Origin of the sequence: Microbacterium marinum (assembly GCF_014204835.1) — a bacterium.
Taxonomy (GTDB): Bacteria; Actinomycetota; Actinomycetes; order Actinomycetales; family Microbacteriaceae; genus Microbacterium; species Microbacterium marinum.
Map to the genome: position 1 here is coordinate 1602822 of NZ_JACHMD010000001.1, position 14871 is coordinate 1617692.

Sequence of the window (14871 nt, forward strand, 5' to 3'; positions counted from 1 at the left end):
ACAGCCGTCTAGGTCAGGTTCTGTCCTAGATGGCGGATAGGTTCGGAGCATGTCCACCACGACCCGACTGCTCGACCTGCTGTCGCTGCTGCAGACCGCCCGCGTGTGGCCCGGGTCGGTGCTGGCGTCGCGCCTCGGGGTGAGCGATCGCACGGTCCGCCGCGACGTCGATCGCCTCCGCGAGATGGGCTACCGCATCGACGCGACGATGGGCCACGACGGCGGGTACCAGCTCCAGGCGGGCAGCGAACTGCCGCCCCTGCTCTTCGACGAGGATCAGACCGTTGCGGTGGCGGTCGCGCTGCAGACCGTTTCGGTCTCGGGCGTCGGAATCGAGGATGCCGCGATCCGGGCGCTGGCGACCATCCGTCAGGTCATGCCGTCACGGCTGCGCCATCGCCTCGACACGCTCGACGTGATCTCTGCCGCAACGCGCCCCGGGGAGGCCGCGCCGATGCACGTCTCCGCGGACGTGCTGATCAGCCTCGCGAAGACCATCCGCGCATCGGAAGTCCTTCGGTTCGACTACGTACCCCGGGGCGAGCCCCAGCCGCGCGACCTCGAGCTCCCGCCCCGTCGCGTCGAGCCGCACCACATCGTCACCGCGCAGGGGCGGTGGTACCTCGTCGCATGGGATCTCGAACGTGACGACTGGCGCCTGTTCAGTGTCGACAGGATCACGCCGCGCATCCCGACGGGTCCGCGGTTCGCCCCGCGCTCGGTGCCCGGCGGTGACCTGAGCGAGTTCGTGGCCGCTCGATTCAAGGGGTCGAACGTGAACGAGTGGGCGTGCCGCGGCTCGGTGATCCTCGATCTCCCGATCCGCGAGGTGCTCCCGTTCGTCGGCGACGGCACGGCCCAAGCGCACGGGGATGGCAGGACCGTCCTCACGGCGGGATCGTGGTCCTGGGGCTCGCTCGCGGCATCCTTCGGTCGATTCGATGTGCCCATGGAGGTCGTCGGCCCTCCCGAGCTGGCCGCGGCGTTCGCCATCCTCGCCCACCGGTACGCGTCGACCTGACCTCGGGAGCGAGGGACGGTAGCGTTGATGGGTACCAACCGGACACCTGCACCGATTCGACACAGGGACCCCCATTGACTGAGATCCAGCGCCAGAGCTTCGACCAGGGCGGCCGCGCCATCCCGTTCATCGACGAAGGCGAGGGCCCGGCGCTCGTCCTGCTGCCCGCCCAAGGCCTCGACGTCGCCTACCTCGGCGGCCTCGCCAGCATCCTCGAGGAAGAGGGGTTCCGGATCATCCGCATCGGCTCGCGCCGCCCCACCGGCGGGTCGGCCACGATGCACGATCTCGCTCGGGATGTCGTCGACGTCCTCGACCACCTCGGCGTCACCGCCGCGTGGATCGGCGGGCACGCCTTCGGTGGCGCTGTCGCGCGAACGGTCGCCCTCGACTTCCCCGGGCGGGCGAGCGGTGTGCTGCTCCTCGGCGTGGAGGGGACTCGACCCCTCGACGACGACGCGGCGCGAGCCCTGAAGACGGCGTTCTCGGCCCCGGTCGACACCGACGACCGGACGGCGATCCAGGTCCTCGTCGGACAGGGCATCGATCTCGCCGTGGCGTGGGACGTGTTCTCGCGCTCGCGCGACCTGGGCGTCGAAGAGCTGCAGAGCGCGGCGCTGGCCTCGACGCCGGTGGCGGAGTGGGCGAGCCTCGCGCCGAGCCTCCCCGTGCTCATCATCCAGGGCGGGGACGACAAAATCACCGTGCCCTCCTCGGGCGACGACCTGCAGGCGACGGCACGCGACCGTGCGAGCGTCGTGCGCATCCCCGGCGCCGGTCACCTTTTCCCGATGACGCACCCGGGCGAGACCGCCTTCCAGATCGAGGACTATCTCGGCTGGGACTGAGGGTGGATGCCGCGGCGACACGCTCCGCGGCATCGACCTGTCATGCGCCGACGTCGAGGAGCTCGTCGTTGGAGGTCGCCCGGAGCGACCCGTCGACGAGTTCGGCGACACCGACGAACCGGTTCACCTCGATCGCGAGGTGCGTCAGCCCGGAGAGCTCGAGAGCGGTCAGCTGCAGTCGGTGGTCGACGTGGGTGCGTCGGCGGAGGGAGAAGGTGTCGCCCGACACGGACAGCACCGGGTGATCTCACAGGTACGAGAGGGTCTGCTCCGCCTCGGTGACATCCGTCGTCGCCAAGGACGCATCGATCAGGATCGAGGTCTCAGCGGCCATGATTCACCGTGGCATCCGCGGCGTCGTCACGCCAGCGGCTCGCCGGTGGGCGCCGAACCGGCGGCGCCGGCGGCAGGCTCGGGAACGACGTAGAGCCCCGACGGTGAATTGGCGACGTGGCTGAGCGCGTCGAGCCAGGCAGGATTGAGGCTGGGCTGGCGGCTCCCGTGGAACTGCCAGCTGAGGTCGGCGCCGGGGTGGATCCACACGACCTGTCGCCCATCGCCGAGACTGGCATCGTTGCGCCACATGAACGTGAAGCCCTCGCCGCGGCGGAGCTTCGTGGTCATGACGATCTGGATGTGAGCGAGGATCCGGTCGTCGAGATCGACGCGGATCCGGTCGTTGTAGATGAACTTTCCCACGTGACTCCTCTGGGCTTTGTGTATCCATTATGCGATTCGAGGCGACGCCGTGGCGCCCGTCCGGATGCCGCGATGGCCCCAGCCTGGGAGTCGGTGTCGACGATGGCTTTCGAAAATTCGAGTGCGCTGGGGAGCGACCTCCTCGCGACCACGGTCTTCCGGTCCGTCGTGGTCACCGCGCTCGAGGCATTCGCTCTGGACCGCGCGTTCCGCTCGCACTCCCTCGCGGCTCGCACACCGGCACAGCACCTCCTCGCCGCCCGCCTCGACGCGGCGCACGGGGAGCTGGTCCAGACCGATCTGGAGGGTGGGGCCTCGGTGGCTGAGATCGCCGCGCGATGGGGCTTCGCCGAGCGCTCGCTCACGCGGACACACGTCGAGGTGTACGGGGTCCGCCCGCAGGATCTCCTCGGGCGCTGAGGTCAGTCGGCCTCGGGCTGGCCCGGTCCCGGCCCCGGCCGCATCTCCGCGTCGTCAGCGATGTCGACGCGCGTGCGTCCGTCGTGCTCGCTCACCTCGATGTGGGACTCTGCCACGGGAGCGCCACGGTCCTCGGGGTCTTCAACCCCCGAGCCCGCCTCATCCGGGTCGGACGCAGACGTGTCCTCGCCCTCCGCCTGGGAGGCATGCCCTTCGGCGGGGATCACCTCGTGGACATCGCTGCGGTCGAGATCTTCGCCCTCCGCCTGGCTCGGCTTGGCGGCATCCGGTGTGACGTCGTGCTCGCTCATCTGGATCTCCTTCTCGTGAGTCGAGTGAAGGCTACGTCGGCCGAACAGAGCCGCCGTCGGGGTTGCGCGGCGCGAGAGAGATCGCTAGCGGCGGATGCCGGGCCGGCGGCTGAGACAATGGCAGGGCGCGCCTTCTCCCAACGCGCGCAGATCGGTGGTTCCCGTTGTCGTATCTCCGCTCGGTCCTGGCCGTCGCAGCTCTCACCCTGGTGAGTGTGTTCGCGGTCGCCGCACCGGCATCCGCTCACGATGAACTGGTCGGCAGCTCGCCGGCGGCGGAGGCGAAGCTGGACGCCCTCCCGAGCGAGATCGTCCTCACGTACTCGGCGGCCATCATGACCGATGGCGCCGCGATCGCGGTGATCGACGCCGAGGGCGCAGACCTCACGGCCGGTGACCCGGTGATCGAGACCAACACCCTCACCGTTCCGATCGACGCCACTGCGGGGAACGCGGACGCGGGCTACGTGGTCGAGTGGCGTGCGGTCTCCAGCGACGGGCACCCGATCAGCGGGACCATCCCGTTCACCGTCGGCGACGGCGAACCCCTCCCGGATAGCGCCGCGCCGATCGCGGAGGACTCGACCGCGGACAGCGGTAGCAATGCCGCGCTCGCGCTGACCCTGACCGCGGTCGGTCTCATCCTGATCGTCGGTGTCTTGGTCGTCGTCCTGGTCGTGGCTCGTCGGAAAGGCGGAGCACGCCGACCCGAGTAGGGCCGGCGCCGCCGGACGAGCGGATCTCAGGCCGTCTGACCGGAGTGACGGCCCTCGCCGATCTCCTCGACGACCTTGGCGTTGAACGCCGGCAGATCGTCGGGTGTCCGGCTGGAAACGAGGCCCGCGTCGACGATGACCTCCGCGTCCTCCCACACCGCTCCCGCATTCACGAGATCCGTGCGCAGGCTCGGGTAGCTCGTCAGCTTGCGTCCCCCGAGGACGTCGGCCTCGGCGAGGATCCACGCGGCGTGGCAGATAGCGCCGACCGGCTTGTGCTGCGCGAAGAAGTCACGCGCGAACCGCACGGCGTCGGCGTCCATCCGCAGATGATCCGCGTTCACGACGCCGCCAGGCAGGACGAGGGCGTCGAAGTCGGCGGCATCGGCATCGGACGTCGTCAGATCGACCGGCTGCTCATGACCGTTCTTGCCCGAGATCGGATCGGAGCCGGGCGCGACCATCACGAGCTCAGCCCCCGCCTCAGAGAGTGCGCCCCAGGGAGAGGTCAGTTCGCTGTCTTCGAATCCGTCGGTCGCGAGGAACGCGACGCGCTTTCCGGTGAGAGTGCTCATGGTCCGACGGTAGGGCGGAGCCGGCGGCGCGCCGAAGGGGGTTGACCGCGGCCCGGCGCCCGATTATCGGGCGTAACATGGCGTGCATGGCCACCTCGAACCTCCCCACGCCGACCCTGCAGCCGATCGTCACCGACGACAAGAATCTCATTGAGGTCGTCGACGAGGGTGCGTCGTGCTGCGGCGGCGGGTGCTGCAGCACCAACTGAGTCGCGAGACGTGAAGAGCCGCCCCGAAGGGCGGCTCTTCGTCGTTTCCGGATGCCGGTCAGTGGCCGACGTCCACCGGCTCACCGGGGGTGTCGGCCGGCTTGGTGATGAGGAACGCACCCACCAGCAGCGGGATCGCGATGATCGCCGAGACGAGGAACGCCATGTGCGTGCCGGCGGCGCCCGCGGCCGCGGCATCCACCCCGTCAGCGATCTGCGCGGCGGTGGTGGTGGTCATGAGCGTCACCATGACGGCGATGCCCGCCGCCCCCGCCACCTGCTGCACGGTGTTGATGATCGCGGAGCCGTACGAGATGAACGCCTTGTCGAGCGACCCGAGCGCCGCCGTGAACAGCGGCGTGAACGACATCGCGAGTCCGAGCGACAGCACCGTCTGCGCGACGACGACGGCCCACACCGCCACGTTCTCGTCGAACGTCGTGAAGACCCACAGCGTGCCGACGACGAGCACCGCACCGGGCACGAGCAGCACCTGGGTGCCCTTCGCGTCGTAGATGCGGCCGATGAAGGGAGCTGCGACACCCATGAGGATCGCGCCGGGCAAGACGGCGAATCCCGCCGCCGTCGACGACATCCCGAGGACGTTCTGCATATAGAGCGGCAGGATGATGATGGTCCCGAAGAAGGCCATCGACATGATCGTCGCCTGCAGGATCGAGAGGGTGAAGTTGCGGGTGCGGAACACGCGCAGGTCGAGCAGTGCGTCATCGATGCGCTGCAGTCGCAGCTGACGCCAGACGAACAGCGCGAGCGCGACGAGACCGATGGCGATCGGGACGATGAGCATCATCGACGACGGTGCCGCGGTCTCCGCCGACGCCGACCCGCCGTGCCCGCCGCCGATCTGGCTCAGCCCGTAGACGAGACCGCCGAATCCGAACGCCGACAGCACGACCGAGAGCAGGTCGAGCGGCGCGTGCGTCCGCTCGCCGAGATTGTGGATCCATTTCGCGCCGACGGCGAGGGCGATCAGGGCGATCGGCAGGACGATTCCGTACGTCACCCGCCAGCTCAACGCCTCGCTGATGACGCCTGACATGACCGGGCCGATCGCGGGCGCGAACGAGATGACGATGGAGACGCGACCCATCATGCGACCGCGCGACTGCGGCGGCACGATCGTCATGAGCGTCGTCATCAGCAGCGGCATCATGATCGCCGTGCCCGACGCCTGCACGACGCGCGCACCGATGAGCACGGGGAAGGCCGGCGCGATCGCGGCGATGAGCGTCCCCAGCGAGAAGAGCGACATCGCGGTCACGAACACCTGACGGGTGGTGAACCGCTTGATCAGGAAGCCGGTGGTCGGGATGACGACGGCCATCGTCAGCATGAACGCCGTGGTCAGCCACTGCGCCGCGTTCTCGGTCACGCCGAGGTCTTCGGCGACGTGGGGGATCGCGACGCCCATGGTGGTCTCGTTGAGGATCGCAACGAATGCGGCGGCGAGCAGCAGCCAGACGACGCGGCTCTCCTCGGGGCGGAGCATCGGAGCCGGGGCGGTTCGGACGGAATCGGTCACAGAGTGGCTCCTGAACGTGTCGTATCGAGGCCCGCGGTCGTCCCCGACAACGCAAGCTCTCCACCCTAACGAGCACGCGGGCCCCTCCATTCCCGGATGCCGCGAATCGGTCCACCGGTTTTCTGGCGGGTTTAGGGTGACGAGGTGAGTATGCGCGGGCCTGGCGGCGGGCGTCACGGCTTCCGCGCCGTCGACGAGGCGGCACAGCGCCGCGACAACGCTGAGGCGCCGCGCGTGCCCGACCTCGGCCGCCGCGTCGTGGCCCTGTTCCGGCCGTACCGCGGACGGCTCGCCGTCACGGCTGTGCTCGTCGTCGCGGGCGCTGCCCTCGGGGTGATCCCGCCGCTGCTCGTCCAGCGCGTCTTCGACGATGCGCTCTTCCCGCAGGGCGGCTCCGAACCGCGGATGCCGCTGCTCGCCGTCCTCGTCGGCGCGATGATCGGCCTGTTCGTCCTCTCCGCGGTGCTCGGCATCGCGCAGACGTGGCTCACCTCCACGGTCGGCAACCGGGTCACCGGCGATCTGCGCGTCCGGCTGTTCGATCATCTCCAGGCGATGGATCTCGCCTTCTTCACGCGGACGAAGACCGGCGTGATCCAATCGCGCCTGCAGAACGACGTGGGTGGCGTGTCGGGCGTGCTCACCAACACCGTCACGAGCGTGCTGGGGAACACGGTCACGGTGGCGTCCGCCGTGGTGGCGATGGTGCTGATCGACTGGCGTCTCACGATCGTCGCGGTGATCCTCATGCCGCTCCTCATCGCGGTGCAGCGGCGCGTCGGCCAGGTGCGCGCCCGCATCGCGGGGCAGACGCAGGAGTCGCTGTCCGAGCTCAGCGCCATCACGCAGGAGACGCTCAGCGTGTCCGGCATCCTGCTGTCGAAATCCTTCAATCGGCAGCACGCGGAATCGGCGCGCTACTCCGCCGAGAACCAGACGCAGATCGGTCTGCAGGTGCGGCAGGCGATGAGCGGGCAGGGCTTCTTCGCCGTCGTGCAGGTGATCATGTCATCGGTGCCGGCGGTCATCTACCTGGTGGCGGGCCTGTTCATCTCCGGCGACGGGGCGTCGCTGTCGGCGGGGGCGATCGTCGCGTTCACGACGGTGCAGGCGCGGCTGCTCATGCCGCTGATGGGCCTCATGCGGGTCGCCCTCGACCTGCAGACCTCGCGCGCCCTCTTCGCCCGCATCTTCGAGTACCTCGATCTCGTGCCGGCGATCGCCGATCGCGCTGACGCGATCGCGGTCCCCGACGCGCCCGGCCCGATCGGGCGGGTCGAGTTCCGAGGGGTGTCCTTCCGGTATCCGGATGCCGCGCCGGCAGCCCGCGCGACGCTCGACGACGTCTCGTTCGTCGCAGAGCCGGGGCGGCACGTGGCCTTCGTGGGGCCTTCCGGCGCCGGCAAGTCGACGATCCTCTCGCTCGCGCCGCGGCTGTACGAGGCGACCTCGGGCACGGTGCTGTTCGCCGGAGAGGATGTGCGCGCGCTCCGCCGCGACTCGATCATCGATCATGTCGGTCTCGTCTCGCAGGAGACCTACCTCTTCCATGCCACGATCCGCGAGAACCTGCGGTACGCCAGGCCGGACGCGACGGATGCCGAGATCGAGGCCGCCTGCGTGGCGGCGAACATCCACGACGCGATCGCCGGGTTCGAGGACGGGTACGACACGATCGTCGGGGAGCGGGGATATCGGCTGTCGGGCGGCGAGAAGCAGCGCATCGCGATCGCTCGGGTGCTGCTGAAGGACCCGCCCGTCCTGCTGCTCGATGAGGCGACCAGCGCGCTGGACACCGTCTCGGAGCGTGTCGTGCAGACGGCGATCGACGCCGCGGCGCGCGGTCGGACCACGCTGTCGATCGCGCACCGGCTCTCGACGGTCGTCGGCGCCGACGTCATCCATGTCGTCGACGGCGGCCGGATCGTCGAATCGGGCACGCACGCCGATCTGCTCGCGCGAGGTGGGCTCTACGCCGACCTCGCCCGTCAGCAGCTGGCGGCCGGTCGGCTCGACGTGCAGTGACTCGGGCGGCTCACCACAGTCGCGCCGCGGCGAGCAGGGGCTCGGCCTCGGGATCGAGAACGATGCCCTCTCGGTCGGCACGCGCGGCGAGGTCTCTCGTGAAAGATCCGAGCAGCCGCCGGTAGGCATCGTCGGGGTGGTGTTCGGCGACCCGGACGAGGGCCGGGACGTCCATGGCGAGGATCAGCGCCACGCGCGCGCGCGCCGCCTCGCGATGAGCGCCGGAGTCGAGGATCGCGAGGCCTGCCCGCATCCCGTCGAGGTAGTCCTGGAGCACGTCGATACGGTGACGACGCTGCGTGATCGAGGTCCCGTCGGCGCGCTCACGCCAGTGGACGACGACGTCGGGCACCACATCGATCCCGCGGGCTCGGGAGTACAGCCGCTGCGCCACGACCTGATCCTCGTAGGCCTTGTCCTCGGTGAAGGCCAGACCTCCCCGACGCCACAGCTCGATCCGGCTGACCTTCGACCAGGCGACGATGTTCCCCGAGACCGCGGGGTGCTCGGCGAGCGTGGTGCGCTGCCGGGCGGGGTCGGTCGCGGCGGCGACCCAGGGCTGGATGGGGCCGGGGGTGTACACGCCGGCGGCATCCGGTCGCAGTCGCACGTACGCGCCGACCGCGATGTCGCTGCCGCTCTCGTCGAGACTTCCCACCAGGGTGGCGAGCGCTCCCGGGGTCATGACGTCGTCGGCGTCGAGGAAGCCGACCAGCGGGGTGTCCACGAGCGCCAGTGCCTCGTTGCGCGACGCGCCGAGCCCGCGGGCGACGTCGTGGCTGATCAGCAGGAAACGCGGATCGGATGCCGCGTGCGCGAAGACCTCGGACGTCTCATCGTGCGAGGCGTCGTCGACGAGGATCGCCTGCCAGCTCGTGTAGGTCTGGCTGCGGAGGGAGTCGAGGGCCTCCGCGGCGAAGGCGCCCACGTCGCGTCCGGGCACGATGACGGTGACGGTCGGGCTGCTCATCACCGTGATCGTACCGCCGCGACCGCCGCAGCGACGGCGGCGGCGACGGGTGCGGGATCGCCCGCGGCGTGGTGGCCGAAGGTGAATCGCACCGCCGTCTGCGCGATCTCGGGGGCCACTCCGAGCGCGATCAGGACGTGCGAGGGCTCGTCGCTCCCAGCGGCGCACGCCGAGCCGCTGGAGGAGACGACGCCGCGCCGCTCGAGCTCGAGGAGCACCGCCTCTCCGGAGACGCCCGCGAATGTGAAGCTCGCGGTGCCGGGCAGCCGGTGCTCGGGGTCCCCGGTGACCTCTGCCTCGCGGACGAGTGCGAGCACGCGCGACGCGAAGGCATCGCGCAGCGTGCCGACGCGGAGGGACGCCTCGACGCGCTCCGCCTCGGCCAGCTCGAGGGCGACGGCGATCGCGACGGCCCCGGCGACGTGCTCCGTGCCGCTGCGGCGACCGCGCTCCTGTCCACCGCCGTGGAGCAGCGGCTCGAGGGGGATCCGGCCCCGGATCGCGAGCACCCCGGTGCCGTGCGGGGCGCCGAGCTTGTGGCCCGCGACCGACAGAGCAGCGGCGCCCGTCCCGGCGAGGGGAAGCCAGCCCGCTGCCTGCACGGCATCCAGGTGCAGCGGCACCCGTAGTTCGGCGGTGACGGCGGCGATCGCGTCGACATCCTGCACCGTGCCGATCTCGTTGTTCGCGTATCCGACGGTGACGAGCACCGTGTCCTCGCGCAGCGCCGCGCGCACCTCGTCGGGGTCGATGCGCCCGCCCCCGTCGACGGCGACCCGCGTCACCGCGGCGCCGTGCACCCGTTCGAGGTAGTCGCACGACGCCAGGACTGACTCGTGCTCGAGCGGCGACGTGACGATGTGCGGACGGATGCCGCGTCGCAGCGCGGCCGCGATGGCGACGCCCTTGATCGCGAGGTTGTTCGCCTCGGTGCCGCCGGAGGTGAACACGATGTCGCCGGGGCGCATCCCGAACACCCGCGCCACCCGCCGGCGTGCGTCGTCGAGAGCGGCAGCCATGTCTTCGCCCACCGTGTGATGGCTGGAGGCGTTGCCGAACCGGTCGCCGAGAAACGGGAGGATCGCCTCACGCACCTCGGGCCGGACGGGTGCGCTCGCCGCGTGGTCGAGGTACAGCATCAGCTCGCGATGTCGATGTCGAGTCCCAGATCGAGCGCCCGAGCCGAGTGGGTGAGGGCGCCCACCGAGATGACGTCGACGCCGGTCTCTGCGATCGCGCGGACGGTGTCGAGCGATACCCCGCCGGATGCCTCGACGGTGGCGCGGCCGGCGATGTGCGCGACGCCCGCGCGCAGGTCTTCGAGCGAGAAGTTGTCGAGCATGATCGTGCCGACCCCGGCGGCGAGCACGGCGTCGAGCTGGTCGAGGCGATCCACCTCGACCTCGATGTGCATCGTGTGGGGGAGTCGAGTCTTCGCCACGCGCAGGGCTTCGGTCACAGAGAGTCCGGCGCGCGTGAGGACGGCGAGATGGTTGTCCTTGGCCATCACGGCATCCGACAACGAGAACCGGTGGTTGTGTCCGCCGCCGCTGCGCACGGCGTGACGTTCGAACGCGCGCAGACCCGGTGTGGTCTTGCGCGTGTCGACGATGCGCGCACCGGTGCCCTCGACGGCGGCCACGTACGCGGCAGTGAGGGTCGCGACGCCGGAGAGCCGCTGCACGAAGTTCAGACCGATCCGTTCAGCGGTCAGCACCGCCCGGGCAGGTCCGCTCGCGACGGCGAGCACGTCGCCGGGTGCGAACGCCGTGCCGTCGGTGACGCGCACCTCGATCTCCGTCGTGGGATCGGTGAGCCGGAACGCCGCAGCGAAGACGTCCCCGCCGCTGAAGACACCGGGTTCGCGGGCGACGAGTTCGGCGGTCGCCGTCGCCTCAACGGGGATGAGCGCCTCACTCGTGATGTCGCCCCACGGCGCGTCCTCGGCGAGAGCACCCGCGACCACCCGGTCGATGACGGCGGTGGTGAGCATCATGCTGCCCCTTCCCAGCTCTGTGCGGCGTCGACCGCATCGGTGCGCGTGTGCGCGCCGACGGATGCCGTCCGTGCCAGCGCGGCATCCACGACGTGCGCCGCGAGTTGGCGGAGGTTCTCGTCCTCCCGCTCGCGCACGGTCGCGTCGGTGCGCAGCGGCGCCGCCGCCTGCGCGAGCCGGCGCGCTGCGCGGCGGAGTCCGTCGCCGGTGCGCTGGACGCCGACCTCCGTCCACATCAGCCGCTGCAGCTCGAGGCGCGTCAGCGGCGCGGTGCCGACGCTGCGCGGCGCCGTTGGGGAGGAAGCGGTGCGGGGCATCGGCCACGCGGCATCCGCGTCGCGAGCGACCGCCGCGCCGACACGGGCGCCGAAGACGGCTCCCTCGAGGAGCGAGTTCGACGCGAGCCGGTTCGCGCCGTGCACGCCGGTACGGGCCACCTCGCCGGCCGCGTACAGACCGGGCACGCTCGTGCGTCCCTCGAGATCGGTGACGAGGCCACCCATCAGGTAGTGCGCCGCGGGCGTGACCGGCACCGGCTCGCGTGCCCAGTCGAGGCCTCGCTCGCGCATCGCGGCGTCGATCGTCGGGAACCGGCGCGCGAGGAAGGCGGCACGCTCATCGGCGTCCGCGCTGTGGACCGCGGTCGCGTCGAGCAGCACCGGGCGACCGCCCTGGCGGGCCATCGCGTCGGTGATGGCGCGGGCGACGACGTCGCGGGGCGCGAGCTCGCCGTCCGGGTGCGCCTCGAGCACGAACCTCGCGCCCCGCTCGTCGCGCAGCACAGCGCCCTCGCCCCGCACGGCCTCCGAGACGAGGAACGGCGCGCCGACGGCGAGCACCGTCGGATGGAACTGGACGAACTCGAGGTCCTGCACCGCGGCGCCGGCTCGCACTCCCGCCGCGATGCCGTCGCCGGTCGCGATCTCGGGGTTCGTCGTGTGCGCGTACAGCTGCCCGGCGCCGCCCGTGGCGAGCACGACGGCGTCCGCGTCGAGGCGGGTCGGCGTGGTCGCCCCGTCGAGGAGCACGTCCACGCCGCCCGCGCGGCCGTCGGAGGTCACGACGTCGACGAGGAAGGCGTGCTCGATCACACGGATGCCGCCGGTCGCCGCCACCAGTGCCCGCTCGATCTCCGCGCCGGTGGCGTCGCCGCCGGCGTGCAGGACGCGCGGGTACGAGTGAGCCGCTTCGAGACCCTTGACCCACTCGCCGTCCGCCTCGCGGTCGAACGCGACGCCCAGCTCGACGAGGTCGCGGATCCGTGCGGGGCCCTCCGACACCAGCACCGAGGCGGCCGCCGGGTCGCTCAGACCTGCGCCGGCGGCGAGCGTGTCCGCGAGGTGATCGGCGATCCGATCGTCGGCGAACATCACCCCGGCGATGCCGCCCTGCGCGTAGCGGGTCGCCGCGGCATCCACCGTCGACTTGGTCACGACGGTCACCTCGCACCCCGCGGCGGCCGCATGGCGCGCGGCGGTCAGGCCCGCGATGCCGGACCCGACGACGACGACGCGGGTCACGGCTTCGCCGCCAGCATGCGCTCGAGGGCGACGCGGGCGGGATCCGCCACGTCGGCCGGAACCGTGATGCGGTTGTGGACCTCACCCGCGACGAGTCCCTCGAGCACCCAGGCGAGGTAGCCGGGGTGGATGCGGTACATCGTCGAGCAGGGGCAGACGACCGGGTCGAGGCAGAAGATCTCGTGCTGGGGGAACTGCGCGGCCAGGCGCTGCACGAGATTGATCTCGGTGCCGATCGCGAAGGTCGTCGGCTCGGATGCCGCGGCGATGGCCTTGCGGATGTAGTCGGTGGAGCCCGCTTCGTCGGCGGCATCCACCACGTCCATCGGGCACTCCGGGTGGACGATGACGCGCACGCCGGGGTGGTCGGCGCGGGCTGCGGCGATCTGATCGACCGTGAACCGGCGGTGCACCGAGCAGAAGCCGTGCCACAGGATGACGCGGGCATCCTCGAGCTGCGCCTCGGTCGAGCCCCCGAGGGCCTTCCGGGGGTTCCACATCGGCATCTGCTCCAGCGGGACGCCCATCGCCTTGGCCGTGTTGCGGCCGAGGTGCTGGTCGGGGAAGAACAGCACGCGGCGCCCGCGGGCGAACGCCCATTCCAAGACGGTGCGCGCATTGGACGACGTGCACACGATGCCGCCGTGGCGGCCGACGAAGCCCTTGATGGCGGCCGAGCTGTTCATGTACGTCACGGGGATCACCGGCAGGAGGCCGTCGGCGTCCGGGGTCTCCATGTCGCCGTACACGTCGGCGAGCTGCTCCCAGCACTCCTCGACCTGGTCGATGTCGGCCATGTCCGCCATCGAGCAGCCCGCGGCGAGATTGGGGAGGATGACCGCCTGCTCGGGACGGGAGAGCAGATCCGCGGTCTCTGCCATGAAGTGCACGCCGCAGAACACGATCGCCTCGGCGTCGGGGTGCTCGAGTGCGGCGTTCGCGAGTTGGAACGAGTCTCCGACGTAGTCGGCGTGGGTGACGACCTCTTCCCGCTGATAGAAGTGCCCGAGGATGACGACACGGTCGCCGAGCACCTCTTTCGCCGCGACGATGCGCGCCGCCAGCTCGACCTCGCTCGCCTCGCGGTACTCGGCAGGCAGTTCGCCCTGCCGGGGCGCGCCGGTGGGGATGACGTCGCCCATCGACGATCCCGGTCCGTACCCGGGCCGGGTGTCGAAGGCCCACGGCGCCGCGGCCAGATCGGTGTTGCACGTCTCGGCATCCCCGCGGCCGGCGACGATCGCCTGGATCTCGTGATCGACGCTCGGGTCGACCGGGCGCGGCTGGAGGGTGATGAGGGAAGCGGCCATGTCGAGTCCTTCACTGGGGGAGCGGGCCGCGATCGGCCAGCTCCACGTCCTGGTTGTAGCGGTAGAGGCGCGCGGGCCGGTGGCTGCCGGTCCGGAATCGGTCGGTGGGGATGAGGGTGCCCGAGCTCTCGACCTGTCGGCGGAAGTTCGCGGGGTCGAGTCGGCGGCCGAGGATCGCCTCGTACACCTCGCGGAGATCGGCGAGGGTGAAGTCCTCCGGCAGGAAGCCGTGTGCGATGCGGCTGTAGCCGACCTTGTTCCGCAGCCGCCAGAGCGCGTAGTCGACGATGTGGTTGTGGTCGAAGGCGAGCGGCGGCAGATCGGTCGCATCGAACCACTCGACGTTGTGCTGCTCGGCGGTGCGGGAGAGGTCCTCGCGGACGAGCGCCCAGTAGACGATCGACACGACGCGGGTGGGGGAGCGGTCGACATCGCCGAAGGCGTACAGCTGCTCCAGGTAGCTCGGCGCGAGGCCCGTGGTCTCGGCGAGGGTGCGAGACGCGGTCGCCTCGAGGTTCTCGTCGGCATCGACCCAGCCGCCCGGCAGTGCCCACCGTCCCTCGTGGGGCTCGCGGGTTCGCCTCACGAGCGGGAGCACGATGCTCGCATCGCGGGACTCGGCGCCCGGGCGCAGGCTGAAGATGACCGTCGAGACGGCCACGCGGATGTCGGGAGCGGATGTTCTGGTCATGGTGACTTTAACCTCGC

The 14871-nt window shown here is 70.8% G+C and carries 17 protein-coding genes; 6 read left to right on the top strand and 11 right to left on the bottom strand.

The window, feature by feature from the left end:
* Nucleotides 1-49 precede the first annotated feature (49 nt).
* Nucleotides 50-1021: a helix-turn-helix transcriptional regulator gene (locus BKA24_RS07705; RefSeq protein WP_184216725.1), complete on the top strand. Its 972-nt coding sequence runs from the start codon at nucleotides 50-52 to the stop codon at nucleotides 1019-1021.
* 74 nt (nucleotides 1022-1095) lie between these two features.
* Nucleotides 1096-1869, top strand: a complete 774-nt coding sequence (locus tag BKA24_RS07710; protein WP_184216727.1) for an alpha/beta fold hydrolase — start codon at nucleotides 1096-1098, stop codon at nucleotides 1867-1869.
* Between the two features lie 40 nt (nucleotides 1870-1909).
* Here BKA24_RS07710 and BKA24_RS07715 read toward each other — a convergent pair whose 3' ends face one another.
* Both BKA24_RS07715 and BKA24_RS07720 read right to left on the bottom strand, forming a co-directional pair.
* On the bottom strand, nucleotides 1910-2107 hold the full coding sequence (locus tag BKA24_RS07715) for a hypothetical protein (protein WP_184216729.1): 198 nt from the start codon (nucleotides 2105-2107) through the stop codon (nucleotides 1910-1912).
* Between the two features lie 122 nt (nucleotides 2108-2229).
* Complete coding sequence (locus BKA24_RS07720; protein ID WP_184216731.1) at nucleotides 2230-2568, bottom strand: DUF7882 family protein; 339 nt, start codon at nucleotides 2566-2568, stop codon at nucleotides 2230-2232.
* Between the two features lie 72 nt (nucleotides 2569-2640).
* On the opposite strand from BKA24_RS07720, the gene BKA24_RS07725 reads away from it, so the two are divergent.
* Complete coding sequence (locus BKA24_RS07725; protein ID WP_184216733.1) at nucleotides 2641-2988, top strand: helix-turn-helix domain-containing protein; 348 nt, start codon at nucleotides 2641-2643, stop codon at nucleotides 2986-2988.
* Between the two features lie 2 nt (nucleotides 2989-2990).
* Here BKA24_RS07725 and BKA24_RS15615 read toward each other — a convergent pair whose 3' ends face one another.
* Nucleotides 2991-3299, bottom strand: coding sequence for a hypothetical protein (locus BKA24_RS15615; RefSeq protein ID WP_246367058.1), 309 nt, complete (start codon nucleotides 3297-3299; stop codon nucleotides 2991-2993).
* Nucleotides 3300-3463: 164 nt separating this feature from the next.
* Between BKA24_RS15615 and BKA24_RS07735 the strand changes: the two genes are divergently transcribed.
* Nucleotides 3464-4015, top strand: a complete 552-nt coding sequence (locus BKA24_RS07735; protein WP_184216735.1) for a copper resistance CopC family protein — start codon at nucleotides 3464-3466, stop codon at nucleotides 4013-4015.
* A gap of 26 nt (nucleotides 4016-4041) precedes the next feature.
* Here BKA24_RS07735 and BKA24_RS07740 read toward each other — a convergent pair whose 3' ends face one another.
* Nucleotides 4042-4590 carry a type 1 glutamine amidotransferase domain-containing protein gene (locus BKA24_RS07740; protein WP_184216737.1) on the bottom strand — a complete coding sequence of 183 codons (549 nt, stop codon included), beginning with the start codon at nucleotides 4588-4590 and terminating at the stop codon, nucleotides 4042-4044.
* Between the two features lie 86 nt (nucleotides 4591-4676).
* Here BKA24_RS07740 and BKA24_RS15765 point away from each other — a divergent pair, with 86 nt between their 5' ends.
* Nucleotides 4677-4799, top strand: coding sequence for a hypothetical protein (locus BKA24_RS15765; protein ID WP_281385741.1), 123 nt, complete (start codon nucleotides 4677-4679; stop codon nucleotides 4797-4799).
* Nucleotides 4800-4857: 58 nt separating this feature from the next.
* Here the strand turns inward: BKA24_RS15765 and BKA24_RS07745 are convergent, their stop codons facing one another.
* Nucleotides 4858-6309 (bottom strand): DHA2 family efflux MFS transporter permease subunit, encoded by a 1452-nt coding sequence (locus BKA24_RS07745; RefSeq protein WP_184220599.1) that lies wholly within the window; start codon nucleotides 6307-6309, stop codon nucleotides 4858-4860.
* A 183-nt stretch (nucleotides 6310-6492) separates the two neighbouring features.
* Here BKA24_RS07745 and BKA24_RS07750 point away from each other — a divergent pair, with 183 nt between their 5' ends.
* Nucleotides 6493-8367 carry an ABC transporter ATP-binding protein gene (locus tag BKA24_RS07750; RefSeq protein ID WP_184220602.1) on the top strand — a complete coding sequence of 625 codons (1875 nt, stop codon included), beginning with the start codon at nucleotides 6493-6495 and terminating at the stop codon, nucleotides 8365-8367.
* 10 nt (nucleotides 8368-8377) lie between these two features.
* On the opposite strand, the gene BKA24_RS07755 is transcribed toward BKA24_RS07750, so the two are convergent.
* Genes BKA24_RS07755 through BKA24_RS07780 form a run of 6 tightly spaced genes read right to left on the bottom strand, consistent with a single transcriptional unit; the run spans nucleotide 8378 to nucleotide 14854 of the window.
* The gene (locus tag BKA24_RS07755) at nucleotides 8378-9337 is read right to left on the bottom strand and encodes a glycosyltransferase family 2 protein (protein ID WP_184216739.1); all 960 of its coding nucleotides are present in this window, start codon (nucleotides 9335-9337) and stop codon (nucleotides 8378-8380) included.
* Nucleotides 9337-10476, bottom strand: a complete 1140-nt coding sequence (locus BKA24_RS07760; RefSeq protein ID WP_184216741.1) for a cysteine desulfurase family protein — start codon at nucleotides 10474-10476, stop codon at nucleotides 9337-9339. The genes BKA24_RS07755 and BKA24_RS07760 overlap by 1 nt, the downstream gene beginning before the upstream one ends.
* Nucleotides 10476-11330 (bottom strand): carboxylating nicotinate-nucleotide diphosphorylase, encoded by an 855-nt coding sequence (gene nadC, locus BKA24_RS07765; RefSeq protein ID WP_184220605.1) that lies wholly within the window; start codon nucleotides 11328-11330, stop codon nucleotides 10476-10478. The genes BKA24_RS07760 and nadC overlap by 1 nt, the downstream gene beginning before the upstream one ends.
* Nucleotides 11330-12853, bottom strand: coding sequence for an L-aspartate oxidase (nadB, locus tag BKA24_RS07770; protein WP_184216743.1), 1524 nt, complete (start codon nucleotides 12851-12853; stop codon nucleotides 11330-11332). Before nadB ends, nadC begins: the two co-directional genes overlap by 1 nt.
* Nucleotides 12850-14163, bottom strand: coding sequence for a quinolinate synthase NadA (nadA, locus tag BKA24_RS07775; RefSeq protein WP_184216745.1), 1314 nt, complete (start codon nucleotides 14161-14163; stop codon nucleotides 12850-12852). Before nadA ends, nadB begins: the two co-directional genes overlap by 4 nt.
* A 10-nt stretch (nucleotides 14164-14173) precedes the next feature.
* Complete coding sequence (locus BKA24_RS07780; protein ID WP_184216747.1) at nucleotides 14174-14854, bottom strand: NUDIX hydrolase; 681 nt, start codon at nucleotides 14852-14854, stop codon at nucleotides 14174-14176.
* Nucleotides 14855-14871 lie beyond the last annotated feature (17 nt).